Consider the following 13,057-nt stretch of genomic DNA (forward strand, 5'->3'; position numbering starts at 1 on the left):
ATATATAAAATCCCAAAATCTCAAAAATATGAGTAGCAGCAACGAATTTGGAAACATCTCATTTGATTTACCTAAGCACCAGTCCAATGTGATAAAGGTCATCGGTGTTGGTGGTGGTGGTAGTAATGCCATTAACCATATGTTTCAACAAGGTATTAAAGGCGTAGATTTTGTCATTTGTAATACAGATGCGCAGGCTCTACAGAATAGCGGTGTTCCTAACAAAATACAATTAGGAGTAAACTTAACTGAAGGCTTAGGCGCTGGTGCTAACCCAGACGTTGGTGAACAAGCTGCTGTAGAAAGTTTGGAAGATATCCGTAGAATGCTCGATACCAATACAAAAATGGTATTCATTACAGCAGGAATGGGTGGTGGCACAGGTACTGGAGCAGCACCAATCATTGCAAAAATGTCAAAGGAATTAGATATTCTCACCGTTGGTATTGTGACTATGCCATTTCAATTTGAAGGTAAAATGCGTAACGAGCAAGCGCAACGTGGTATTGAAAATTTAAGGGAGCATGTAGATTCTTTAATTGTAATTAACAACAATAAGTTACGAGAAGTTTATGGTAATCTTGGGTTTAAAGCTGGCTTTTCTAAAGCAGATGAGGTATTATCAACAGCATCTCGTGGTATAGCAGAAGTGATTACTCATCATTACACTCAAAACATCGATTTACGCGACGCAAAAACGGTTTTGAGCAATAGTGGAACGGCTATTATGGGATCGGCCACGGCTTCTGGTCAGACTAGAGCACAAGAAGCGATTATGAAAGCTTTAGATTCACCACTATTGAATGATAATAAAATTACGGGTGCCAAAAACGTATTGTTGCTTATCGTTTCGGGTTCTCAAGAAATTACTATTGATGAGATAGGTGAAATTAATGATCATATTCAAAACGAAGCTGGTCACGGTGCAAACATCATCATGGGAGTAGGTGAGGATGATTCTTTAGAAGAGTCTATTGCTGTAACCATCATTGCTACGGGCTTCAATATAGATCAACAAAATGAAATTTCTAATACAGAAACCAAAAAGGTCATTCATGCCTTAGAGGAAGAGGTTATTGAAGAGGTAAGTACTCAAGAGAGGGAACCCGCAATCATTACACCAGATATCGTTCTTGAAGAGAAAACGGAAGAGGAAGTAGTGCGTCATACCCTTTTAGATGAGGATGACCTAAACATGTCCAGCGATTCTGATATGGATTTAATTTCCACTACAGATCTTATAAGAAATATGGATGTGATTTACGATGAGGTTTTGGATACTAATTCACAGTTAGACACAGATCCAGACGAATTTATCATCACCCCAATTGAGAATAAGGCAGAGCCTATAGTCGAAGAAAAAGAAGAGCAAATCACACTGACGTTTGACTTGCCATTATCTAACAATGAGCCTGAAAAAGTTGAAGAACCAGAATCTGGCGAGGAAATGATGTTCTTTAGCTTGGATGAAGACGTTAAGGATATGGATGTTAATGAGCCTGTGGAAATCATATCTGTAACCGAAGTTAATGAGAAAGGTGAAAAGCGTTATGCATTAGACGATTTTGAAACGTATGAGTCTTCAATGAACTCTAAATCAGAAACCACTGAAGTCAAAGAAGAAATTGTATTTGAAAAGAAAGTACTTCCTGTAGACGAAACTGAGAAAGAGGTGGAAGAGGAGATAGACCCGATGAACAGTCCAATTTCAGAATTAATCAAAGCACGTGCCGATGAGAGAAGAAAGCACATGAAAGATTTTAACTATAAGTTTAATTCTGCAAAGATAGATGAAATAGAAAAGGAGCCTGCTTACAAGAGACAAGGTGTTAATTTAGAGAATGCACAGCATTCGTCAGAAACCAACGCTTCCAGACTATCGGTCGGTACAGATGATAACGACGATATCCAGTTACGAAGTAACAATTCATTTTTACACGATAACGTAGATTAATAGCAAGTTTAAGTTGAGTGTTTTTACACCATTGTCAAGCCCAAAAAGGTCCTCAAGCTTTTTGGGCTTTTTGTTTTATATCGGTGTAGATACATGACTTTTTTAGTATCTTCGCAGTTCTAAAATATTTGGTTAACCATGAGTTTACAAGATAAGGTGATGACTGCTATGAAAGCAGCGATGAAAGAAAAAAATCAAACGGCTTTAGCAGCTTTAAGAGCTGTGAAATCTGAAATATTGTTAGCGAAAACAGCATCTGGTGGTAGTGAGGATTTATCAGAGGAACAAGAGTTGAAGATTCTATCTAAGATGGTGAAACAGCGCAAAGATAGCGCTGCTATTTTCACAGAGCAGGGTCGGGAGGATTTAGCACAACCAGAATTGGACCAAGCGGAAGTTATCAATCAGTTTTTACCAGAAGCTTTGAGTGATGAGGAAATTGAAAAAGTTGTGGTGATGACAATAGATAGCATAGGTGCTGAAGGCATGAAAGATATGGGTAAAGTAATGGGTATAGTGAGTAAAGAATTAGCTGGTCAGGCAGACGGTAAGACCATTTCTAACATTGTAAAAGCTAAACTTTCTAATTAGTACATTAAAGGCCACGTAGCTCAGCTGAATAGAGCACTGGATTTCGGCTCCAGCGGTCGTAGGTTTGAATCCTACCGTGGTCACGAATACATACTACAAAAAGAAAAAATGCCAAGCTCGCTTGAGCATTTTTTTGTTTGAAGTATGTTCAAAGCGGATCACAAAGGATGCGACAGCAATCCTTGGGATTCGATTTGCCAATGCTCTACTTAAGGCCGTATAGTTGAATTTGTATATGGGATTTTTTGGTTTTCAAAGCGGGGCACAAAGGATGCGACAGCAATCCTTGGGATTCGATTTGCCAATGCTGTACTTAAGGCCGTATAGTTGAATTTGTATATGGGATTTTTTGGTTTTCAAAGCGGATCACAAAGGATGCGACAGCAATCCTTGGGATTCGATTTGCCAATGCTGTACTTAAGGCCGTATAGTTGAATTTGTATATGGGATTTTTTGGTTTTCAAAGCGGAGCACAAAGGATGCGATAGCAATCCTTGGGATTCGATTTATCAAAACTATACCAAGGATATAAAGCAAATGTAAAACTTTAATTTTCAGGATACCAAAGAGTGAGAAATAAGCATTATTTTTGAGGTATAAGCAACACAATCATAAATGAAAAGAATATTAGTAACGGGTGGTGCGGGATTTTTAGGATCACATCTTTGCGAACGTCTTCTTAATGAGGGCAATGAGGTCATCTGTTTAGACAATTATTTTACTGGAGCTAAACGGAATATTGAGCATTTGATGGACCATCATTATTTCGAATTGGTAAGACACGATATTACCAATCCCTTTATGGCCGAAGTTGATGAAATCTACAATTTTGCCTGTCCAGCTTCTCCCGTCCATTACCAATACAATCCTATAAAAACAACAAAAACCTCGGTTATGGGAGCTATTAATATGTTAGGATTGGCCAAACGGGTTAAAGCCAAAATATTACAGGCCTCTACAAGCGAAGTCTATGGGGATCCTACTATACACCCACAACCAGAACATTATTGGGGCAATGTGAACCCTATTGGGCTACGCTCATGTTATGATGAAGGAAAACGTTGTGCAGAAACCTTATTTATGGATTACCATAAGGAGAATAAGGTAAAAATTAAAATCATTCGTATTTTCAATACGTATGGACCTCGGATGCATCCTCAAGATGGTAGGGTAGTGTCTAATTTTATTGTTCAGGCTTTAAGAGGAGAAGACATTACTGTTTTTGGGGATGGGAAGCAAACCAGAAGTTTTCAATATGTCGATGATTTAATCGAGGGTACGGTGAGAATGATGCATACACGTGATAGTTTTATAGGACCTGTAAATATGGGTAACCCTACAGAATTTACCATGTTACAATTGGCAAATGAAGTCATTGATTTAACAGGTTCGAAGTCAAAAATCACCTATTTACCACTTCCAGAAGACGACCCTATGCAACGCCAACCGGATATCAGTTTGGCGAAGCAAGAATTGGGAGGTTGGGAGCCAAAGGTAAATTTAAGAGCAGGTTTAAAGCATACCATCACTTACTTTGATGAACTATTAAGCAGTGGATTGTAAGTTATAGCACAAAAGAAATCCATTATAAACAAAAAAAGGGCTCTACAACTAGAGCCCTTTTTTTGTTTACTATAGTTGTTTCTTATAATGCGAATACAGCTTGTATATGTGTTTGGTAGTGATTGTTATCTAAGCCACTTTCGGCATGGTCTAAAGCAAATTTACCGATAACTTGGGCTCTTATTCCAAAAGTTTGTCTTCTATTCAACCAGAATAAAACCCCACCGCCAAGGTTCAATGAGATATTGGTTTCATCAATATTAAAGAATCCAACACCAGCATTACCATAAAAATCAATCCAATCTGCTGATGGGAAAAGGTGTTTACCAAAATAGTATTTTGCATGCGTGTCAAATGAAAAATAGGTGTAATCCTTTTCCAAAATAGCACCATCAATTTCATCACCTTCTGCAAAAGAGTTTAAGGTAAAGGCCTGCTCAATGGATAATCCAGACGTCCATCCCACTTCTACACCTAGAGAAATTGGGAGGTTAATAGCCCAGTCGGTCATTCCATTTACTGGCGACTGCGTTCCAGCACTATTTATAGCGTTTAGACCAACACTTCCAAACCACTCACTAGAATTTGATTGGCTATATGAATTGAACGTAAAAGTCAAAACCGCTGCTAATAAGAGTAATTTTCTCATGAAAAAATTGATTTTAAAATTCAAAGTTAAACTTTATGACTTATAAAACAAATAAACACACAAAGTTATTTAGTTGTAAATATAATTATTAATGCCTGTTTTTAAAAAAAGACCTGAATAGTTTAAAAACACGCTTTCTGTCTCTAAACAAAGCCTTTCTGTAAGCTTTGTTTGTGATAAAAAAGGGTATTCTTCCTAAAAGAATTACCAAAAAACCATAGTGTTTTAAAAGACGATTCCAAAACTTGTAAAAGGTGACATGCTTCAATTTAAAGTAGTAAAATCGTGTTGTAAAATTGGTTGAGACATATTCTTTGGGAATGTCCTTAAAGAACATAGCGAGGATATTAAAGTAGGACCTTATTACTTTATCTTTTATAATAGAGATTTGATTATTAGAGTGTTTTAATAAAACAATGGTGTCATAGGCCGATCTGAAGCTGATACTATTGTACAAACCCCCATTATCGTTAATTTGATAGTTCAAAACATTATGAAGACCTAAATGCTTTACAGATGGAATGGAAATTCCATTTACCATTTGTCTGGAAGCTAATATATTGGAGCTGCTCAAGGTTTGGTCATGGTAAGTCACAAACAATTTTCTATGCAATTCAACAGCACATATGGCTTTATTGGTCTTTAATCGTGGTAAGTGCTTATGTTCAAAAAAATCATGACCAAAGGTTTGTGGTATAGGTTCATAACCATGATCTCTTAGGAGGTCGAAAGCGGCATCCAAATCGTGCTCAGATACCAATACGTCGATGTCCCCAAGCATCCGTTCGGCGTGATCCTCATAAAAACCACCAGCCAATAAGGCCGCACCCTTTAAAAAAACATGAGTAATGTGATGCGTATTGAATAATGTGGATAAGGCTTCAATTTGATCTAATATAGCGGCATTTCGTGAACGGTTTAAGGCCGTAATGTCTTTAAGGTAGCTTTCAAGGTCTTCAGGTAAAAGATGCAAACGTTGTTTTGCGGTCAACCGACAGTAAATCGCTGGTAAAACTAAGTGCCTGCTTCCTTGCCTAACGATATCATCCCAATCAAAATCAGGATGGCTAAGGGTCTGTTCTAACTCCTTATCGTTACCTTTAAAACTTATTATATCGGCAATGTGGTGGTATGTTGTGGCTAGGTCACCCATAAGAGGAGCTTGTAAGTCCTAAATATAATTAATCTTGGGCGTTAGGCAATGTTTTAAATAGGGTTGAAATTTCTTTTACAACACTCGCCGTATCACTATATGTCAGTTCGTAAATTTTTAATTGGGCTAACCAATCTAAAAATTGTCTGGCATGCTTGGGTTTAGGCGACAACCAGGATTCTGGAATCAAGGTTTCCAAAGGTGTTTTTATAGACAAAGGTTCAAGTTTGGTTGGTTTTCCTTTGGCGTAGTTCACCATAATAAGCGCTTTACAAGAATAGCTGCCTTTTAAAAGTGGGTTTGGTACTAAGTACTTTAAAGGCCCCTTACTTTTATTAAATAAGGTTTCTGGAATCTCCTCAAACGAACGGACCAAAGGGTTTAAAACTTCAAAGGCCCCTTCTTTTAAGGATATGGCAGAAGGATTGCTATAGATATGCAAATCTTTGGAGAGCAGTGGTGAAACATCATCGGCCACCAGCTCAAAACCATGAGCAACTAATAAGGCGCTTAGCGTACTTTTACCTTTACCGGATTCGCCCATAAGCAATAAGGCATGGGTGCCATCCGAAATTGTAGACCCATGAAATGTTCCCACCCAGTCTGATTCTTCCTTTTGGTGGATAAGCGAGAGCAGTTCCATAACAAATTTTCCCTGGATCAAGTGGTAGTCTTTTTTAGGGGCACTTCTAAGCAAGGTTTTATTTTTAAATAGACAAAGCTGGTCCTGATCTAAATACACATCAAAAACCACATTTGGTTTTTTAGTGGTGTTTACTTCTAAATGTGCTATGGACGGGTGAATCGTTTTTTTAACCAACTCAGAATCAAAATTAATCTGAAAGCGTTGACCAAAACATTCATAGTGTATGGAAAAACTAGGAATAACAGGTTTAAAAGAAAGTGTAGCGGAGACCGTTTGGTCAATGTCCTGAGTATGGCATTGCTCTAGGTAGTACTGTATACGGTCTGCAATGGTATCAGCGTTAGCAATATCAAGATTAGAACGAAAGGTATTAATAGATTCAGATTGTAGGTAAGCGTCTAAAAGCGCCTTAAAGTTTTCGTCCACTATACTATAGCGGTTAGACGTTTTATACCATAGTACCCAATGAGAACCAAGCAACTGTTCATATGTTGGCCCTAAACTGTGATTCAAAATGTATTATGAATTAATCAAATGGATTTCCACCTGGATCTGGTGGAGAAGAAGATTGTGCTTTAAGTGGATTTAAAATCACAAAAGTTCCAACAGCAGTTAACGCTGCGTACTTGCCCATCTTTTTAATAGCATCCTTACGTGTGATTTTATCAGTGTTGTTGTCTTTTTTCATGGACTAGCCGTAATTTGTTTCAAAAATAATAAAATAATTTAGTTATCAATGCAAAATGTTAAAAGGTTTATTTTAAAACTAATAATGCAGTTTAAAATTAAGGCTTTTTAACGCAATTATTAAGCGAATATATAAAATAAAGTTAAAAAGCCTAATAATCTCCCTACACTTAGGTCAGTGTAGGGAGTTGCTTTTCTATTTTAAAATTATTTTTTCAGTCTTGCTATAATTACCACTAACAAGATTTATTATATATACACCCGTATATAAGTTGCTGGCATCGATAGTCTGCAGCGTTGCGTTAGATTCTAAGACTTTAGAAGTGACCAAACGACCTTGTATGTCATACACATTAGCTGTAGTATCTCCAGCCAACTGTCCAGCAATAGTTATATTACGATGGTTTTGATTGGCATAAATACTAATGTTATCTAAAGTATTATCTGACGTTGATAATGCACTATTGGAGAATCTTAAATAAAAACGGCCAGTTCCATTAAGGTCTTCTGAAGGAGTTAACACATAATCTGAAGTGTTCAACAGGGTAGAAGTGCTGGTCAAGGTATCGTCTAAATACACCTCGATAGAAGCTGGTAAGGTGTTTTCTGCAATACTAAAGGTTAATTGCTCACCCATGTTCGCATTAACACCAAGGGCAATAGTCGTGTCGTTATAATCATTTTTGCCAATAGCTTGAGTAGCAAATGGTACACCGACATTGTCTTGTACCAAGTGCGAGAATAATGCAAATGCTGGTGCCACTCCGCCAAGTAGACTCGCATCATATCCAGGATCTAAACCTAGACCTGAAGATGGTGTAAAGTAAATTTTAGTAATAAAATTATCAGAGATATTACTTAGATTGATATTTACATTGGTAATTGCAGATGCCATATTTCTACCCGCAATAAAATCATCATCAGTAGAGGTAATACGCATATCTGGTGTACTTGTAGTAAATTGTAGATTACCACCAGTGGGGTTAGAGGCTACAAAGAACCCTTGACCTGGTGCGATATCTACATCCGTATTCTCAAGTGCACTAATAATAGTATAATCATCTGCAGAAGTCCCATTAGTACTGTCGTTATAACCGTAGATCACTTGGGCACTTGGGTCTAATAATGCACTATTTACACTTAAAAAGTCCTGCGCATTCAAATACGATGGGAATGGGTTGCCCACTAAATTCAAAATACTAGCTGTGCCTTGTCCAATGGGAACTTGAACTAAACTTGTATTCACAGTACCCTCAAAGGATACCAAGTTAGAGCCCGCTAAAGGATCTACACCAGTTCTGTAACCAACTCCAGCCGTTAAAGGTGTGGTGTCTGTTTCATCCCATAGCTCAAACGGATTCACAGCATCGTCGTTATCAAAGCCTCCAAAAAGCACATTGGTACCACTTGGATTGGCTAAGATATTGGTGTTATTGGCAATAAATGTATTGAATGCCTGACCTGAAACAGGGGCACTGACTAAATCATTCCCATTAACAGGACCATTATCATTGACATGGCGGTTATAGATGCTGGTTCCACCACCAGAGCTGCTGCCATTCACAATTAAGCTAGAATACTGAGTGCTAGATGAGTTCATAATTAAAGTACCATCATTAATAAAATCCCCACTATATGTAGCATTTCCTCCAATAGTAAGGCTATTGGCTGGGTCAATTGTCACGGTATTTGAAGCATTAATATCAAAAACACCAACGGTAGCATCCACGTCTACAGTTATATCATCATTAATTGTAATGTAATCAGTATCAAGAGGGGGGTTTCCATTTCCCCAAGACCCATCAAAAGACCATACACTAGCGATTGATGTTGTACTTCCAAATCCACCTTGTAAGTCATCTGTGGTAAAATAGGTGTCGAATGCTGCCCCAGCAAATCCAGCGTTGCCACTTCCATCAGGACTAAATGCGAAAAAACTACCAATGGCCTCATTAGATCTATAACCGGTACCGCTAATGTATGTAGCAATAAACTTAAAGGAAGTTGGATTGCCAATATCAGCATTCAATAGGTTAAACGTCCAATCAGAACCATCAAGAGCAATATTCACAGATCCTATGTAACTATGAGGTGATCCATTAGCAAGACTCCATAAGCCTCCAAATGAAGAATCAAAAGCTATCGCATAATCTGCTTCAAAACCAGGTGGAAAATCTAATCCAGCTCTTTCAAGTTCATTTCCGTTGAAACCAGATATAGCTACTCTTAATGGGTCACCAGTATCTGTAAACCCATAGGTGTTTGTAAAGTTACCACTCTCATCAGAATCAATATAGATAACTACCTTGTCATTAAAAGATCCAATACCAGGAAAAAGGGTAAATAATGTCTCTGTTGGACTTGAGTCTTCAAAGTCAATATCTATGACACAATCACCTAAAAAACCGCCAAAGCCTGTATTGCCATTTCCAAAAAATGAATTGGTCTGCCCATTCACAAAAGGCAACCAAAATAATACTATGATAAAAGTGTAAAAATGTCTCATAAGCTTATATAGATTTGATATTTTGCTAATTAGTTATTTTCAAATATAGGATTTTTTTGCAGATTTAGTAAGGTATTTTTTTTATTTAAGTATTCAAAACTTGTGTTTAAGTACTTGCTAATTAGTAGTTTGAAATAAAAAAACGCACTCTTTGTGAAGAATGCGTTTTTTTCAAAAGGATGTATAATTTAGTTTATTTCAAAATAATTTTTTGTGTTTTACTTTCATTTCCGTTACGAATTACCACGATATAAACACCAGTATTTATAGCGTTAGCATCGATACTTTGTAATCTAAGGCTCGATGTTAGAGCCTTGGAGGTAATCAATCTTCCTTGAATATCGTATACACTAGCTGTGGTATTGTCGTCAACCTCACCAGAAATGTTGATAGATCGGTTGGACTGATTTGCATATATTGTTAATGTCTCGAAAGTGTTGTCTGGGGCAGAAAGCGTCGTATTGGTAAAATGAATGTAGAAACGCCCAGTACCTGTAAGGCTTGTGTTTGGTGTTAATACATAGTCTGTTGTGTTTAGCAGCGTAAACGTATTGGTAACATTGTCTTCCAAATAAACGTTAATGGGTTCTGGTAACGATGAGTTTTGTCCTAATCTAAACGTAATTTGTGTTTGTGCAGGTGATTTGACACCTAAAGGAACAACCACTCCATTTAAATCATCTAAAGGTAAAGACTGATTAAAAAATTCAACACCATTATTATCTTCGACCAGATGTGTAAAAATACCCTTTGCGTTACCAAAATGGGCTCCTGTATCATAGCCTGGATCTAAACCTCTTGTATTGTTAGCTCTGAAATACAAATTTGTTTCATAAAAAGCATCTTCGTTAGAAAGAAGAATGTTAGCTATAGGGGTGTTAGAGCTGCTGCTATTTCTACCCAAAATAAAATCATCCGCATTTCCAATACGCGTCATGTTAGCGTTAAAGCTAAAAGTTCCCGAGGCATTGACTGCAACAAAAAAGCCTTGGCCAGGTGCAATGAGTAGGTCTTGATCTGAGTTACTATCCCAAATGGTCCAACCATCCGCAGCGGCACCATCATAACCGTAAATCCCAGCAAAACTTGGGTCAAACATGGCACTATTGGCATCAAGAAAATCACCAAGGTGCAAATAGGCAGGGAATCTATTTCCTATTAAGTTCCAAATTCCGAATGAACCGGTTCCAATCGACACAATAGAGGCACCTGATGTTATTGGTGGACCTTCAAATAACAAATTGCTGCCATCAGTTGTAGCTACCCTAAATCCAGCGCCTTGACCGGTCATTGATGTTAAGGCATTTGACGTGGTATCATAATTATCATACGTGTCGGTATCATTATTAAATGGTGCAAACGCCTTGGTAATACCATCAGCAGCAGTAGCCAAATTTGGGTTGGCCGCAGTAAAATCACCAAAATTTTGCCCTGATAAAGGAGGTGAGATTAAATCATTTCCTTCCGTTAGACCAGAACCAATACCATTAACAAAACGGTTGTAACGGACCGTACCAACTACGCCATTACCATCTGTAGTCTTTAAACTCGAATAACTATTAGATGTAGATTCAAGAGTTAATGTGGTTAAGGTCAAAATGGAACTACCAGTTGTCTCTATCCCAGCACCCGGATTTACAAGTACCGTATTTGCTGATGTTGAAGCGCTAATTATTGGGTGGTTAGCAGTCTGCAGTATGAGCACGTCATCCAATACTGTTGGTACATTTCCACTGCTCCAGTTAGCGCTATTCGCCCAATCGTTATCAACAAAACCTTTCCAGGTTATGGTTGAGAATGGTAGACCAGACGTATTATATAAACCAGGTGAGGCTGTTACTGGATTGGTCTGTATGCTTGTGTGTTGCACAAAAGCACCAAAAAGGTCTTCATTTCTACCTAAAGATTGGTCATTTCCACCTTCAGAACCATAAGAATAGGTTGCAACAACATTACTGCTTGTGTCTTCAAGAGTAACAGTATCACCACCATTATTTAAGCCTAAACCACCAGTAGATGCTACAGTAGAGATACCAGAGATACCTGTTGGTGTACCACCACCAAACACGACTACGGATCCTCCAGCAGGTATGACTACACTGCCAAAGGTGTGTCTCACGCTTACACCGTCAGATAGCGTATAACCCGTAATATCTACCGCAAAAATTTCATTATTAACGAGCTCAACAAATTCGTCATCCGTTGCACTAGGAGTTCCATCTCCATTGGCATCAATAACATTTGAGTCAGCTAAAATTTCATTAATCACAATATTTGGTAACGGAGGTGTATCATCATCAATAATGGTAACTGTATGTGTCGCTTGGGAAATCACCAAACCAGTTACCGAACTGGTTTCGGTTAGGGTTAGCTCTACCGTTTCGTCATCAAAATCCGCATCAGCATTAATATCTATAGTAATGTTTTGTGTACCATCGGCAGTAAATGATAAGGATGTCGGTGAAGTAAAAGCATAATCACCTGCTTCAGCGGTACCACCGGTAACACTAACGTCGATATCAATTTGATTGCCATCGTAGTTTGTAACGGTTATAGGAATATTAGAACTTGTAAAAGTCGTGTTGGTTTCGTTTTCTGTACTTGTTGCAGTTCCAAAACCTATTGTTGGATTTGAGGAAGCAAGTGTTCCCTGAACAAGAACATTATCAAAGCTTATAGATTCTGTACCGGCGTTATTATCCATTTCAACATATATAACCAAGGAGCTGCCAGAAAGTCCACTAACCTGTAAGGTTGCAGTATTAAAATCGTCTATTTCTTGAGCAAACTGAATTATACTTCCGCCATCAATTTGATAGGATGCACGGATAAAATCTTGGTTTTCCATTGTGCCAGTTTCTACAGCATCAATTGATATTGAAACGTCAGTATAACCTGAAATAGGTATAGATGGACTAATCCAAATAGGTCCATTACCAGAACCATTTGTCTGTTGTGTTCCATCAACATCCTGCCCTTCAAAAGCTTCATTTTCAACTCTGAACCAATCAGATGTTGCAGATAAATCTGCGTTAGTTACATCAATTGTCCAACTTACCCCTGTTAAATCTATTGTAGGACTAGAGCCACCAGGGCCTGTTGCACCTTTTCCATTTTGACCAGTAAAATCTTCGGAGTAAAGTGTCGTCTGCCCAAAACCAAGGCTTGTAAATAAAATCGCAACTAAAAATGTGTAAAAATGTTTCATATACCTATAAAATATAGTGTTTGTCGTTAAAAAAATAAAGCGTGGTTAAAACTGTATCGTAGAAGGGGACAGCAAATATAGTAAAACATTAGGTTCACCA

Annotated in this window: 9 protein-coding genes and 1 tRNA gene; 4 read left to right on the forward strand and 6 right to left on the reverse strand. The window is 37.8% G+C overall.

All coding sequences use genetic code 11. The annotated features are described in order from the left end of the window. The first annotated feature begins 28 nt into the window (after positions 1–28). The 4 genes from ftsZ (at position 29) to ACFQ1K_RS01285 (ending at position 4,108) form a co-directional block, all read left to right on the forward strand. Positions 29–1,954, forward strand: coding sequence for a cell division protein FtsZ (gene ftsZ, locus ACFQ1K_RS01270; protein ID WP_320555644.1), 1,926 nt, complete (start codon positions 29–31; stop codon positions 1,952–1,954). Positions 1,955–2,092: 138 nt separating this feature from the next. Continuing rightward, the gene (locus ACFQ1K_RS01275) at positions 2,093–2,545 is read left to right on the forward strand and encodes a GatB/YqeY domain-containing protein (RefSeq protein WP_320555643.1); all 453 of its coding nucleotides are present in this window, start codon (positions 2,093–2,095) and stop codon (positions 2,543–2,545) included. A gap of 9 nt (positions 2,546–2,554) precedes the next feature. Beyond that, a tRNA-Arg gene (locus ACFQ1K_RS01280) sits at positions 2,555–2,628 on the forward strand. 532 nt (positions 2,629–3,160) lie between these two features. Then, positions 3,161–4,108 (forward strand): UDP-glucuronic acid decarboxylase family protein, encoded by a 948-nt coding sequence (locus ACFQ1K_RS01285; protein ID WP_320555470.1) that lies wholly within the window; start codon positions 3,161–3,163, stop codon positions 4,106–4,108. 82 nt (positions 4,109–4,190) lie between these two features. Here ACFQ1K_RS01285 and ACFQ1K_RS01290 read toward each other — a convergent pair whose 3' ends face one another. The 6 genes from ACFQ1K_RS01290 to ACFQ1K_RS01315 all read right to left on the reverse strand — a co-directional run bounded on the left by ACFQ1K_RS01290 (position 4,191) and on the right by ACFQ1K_RS01315 (position 12,957). After that, on the reverse strand, positions 4,191–4,757 hold the full coding sequence (locus ACFQ1K_RS01290) for a hypothetical protein (RefSeq protein ID WP_320555469.1): 567 nt from the start codon (positions 4,755–4,757) through the stop codon (positions 4,191–4,193). Between the two features lie 88 nt (positions 4,758–4,845). Next, positions 4,846–5,910: a nucleotidyltransferase family protein gene (locus ACFQ1K_RS01295; RefSeq protein ID WP_320555468.1), complete on the reverse strand. Its 1,065-nt coding sequence runs from the start codon at positions 5,908–5,910 to the stop codon at positions 4,846–4,848. A gap of 28 nt (positions 5,911–5,938) precedes the next feature. Beyond that, positions 5,939–7,069: a hypothetical protein gene (locus tag ACFQ1K_RS01300; protein ID WP_320555467.1), complete on the reverse strand. Its 1,131-nt coding sequence runs from the start codon at positions 7,067–7,069 to the stop codon at positions 5,939–5,941. Positions 7,070–7,082: 13 nt separating this feature from the next. After that, positions 7,083–7,244 (reverse strand): hypothetical protein, encoded by a 162-nt coding sequence (locus tag ACFQ1K_RS01305; RefSeq protein ID WP_171032473.1) that lies wholly within the window; start codon positions 7,242–7,244, stop codon positions 7,083–7,085. 195 nt (positions 7,245–7,439) lie between these two features. Then, entirely contained in the window at positions 7,440–9,749 is a 2,310-nt protein-coding gene (locus tag ACFQ1K_RS01310; RefSeq protein ID WP_320555466.1) for a T9SS type A sorting domain-containing protein, read from the reverse strand. Positions 9,750–9,942: 193 nt separating this feature from the next. Beyond that, on the reverse strand, positions 9,943–12,957 hold the full coding sequence (locus ACFQ1K_RS01315; RefSeq protein ID WP_320555465.1) for a lamin tail domain-containing protein: 3,015 nt from the start codon (positions 12,955–12,957) through the stop codon (positions 9,943–9,945). Between the last annotated feature and the right edge of the window lie 100 nt (positions 12,958–13,057).

Source organism: Winogradskyella aquimaris, assembly GCF_042676105.1.
GTDB lineage: Bacteria > Bacteroidota > Bacteroidia > Flavobacteriales > Flavobacteriaceae > Winogradskyella > Winogradskyella aquimaris.

Bases quoted from the DNA above. Each gene is read 5' to 3' on its own strand.
- ACFQ1K_RS01275 (WP_320555643.1), top strand. From the start codon at position 2,093: ATGAGTTTACAAGATAAGGTGATGACTGCTATGAAAGCAGCGATGAAA.
- ACFQ1K_RS01295 (WP_320555468.1), bottom strand. From the start codon at position 5,910: ATGGGTGACCTAGCCACAACATACCACCACATTGCCGATATAATAAGT.
- ACFQ1K_RS01305 (WP_171032473.1), bottom strand. From the start codon at position 7,244: ATGAAAAAAGACAACAACACTGATAAAATCACACGTAAGGATGCTATT.
- ACFQ1K_RS01285 (WP_320555470.1), top strand. From the start codon at position 3,161: ATGAAAAGAATATTAGTAACGGGTGGTGCGGGATTTTTAGGATCACAT.
- ACFQ1K_RS01310 (WP_320555466.1), bottom strand. From the start codon at position 9,749: ATGAGACATTTTTACACTTTTATCATAGTATTATTTTGGTTGCCTTTT.
- ACFQ1K_RS01290 (WP_320555469.1), bottom strand. From the start codon at position 4,757: ATGAGAAAATTACTCTTATTAGCAGCGGTTTTGACTTTTACGTTCAAT.
- ftsZ (WP_320555644.1), top strand. From the start codon at position 29: ATGAGTAGCAGCAACGAATTTGGAAACATCTCATTTGATTTACCTAAG.
- ACFQ1K_RS01315 (WP_320555465.1), bottom strand. From the start codon at position 12,957: ATGAAACATTTTTACACATTTTTAGTTGCGATTTTATTTACAAGCCTT.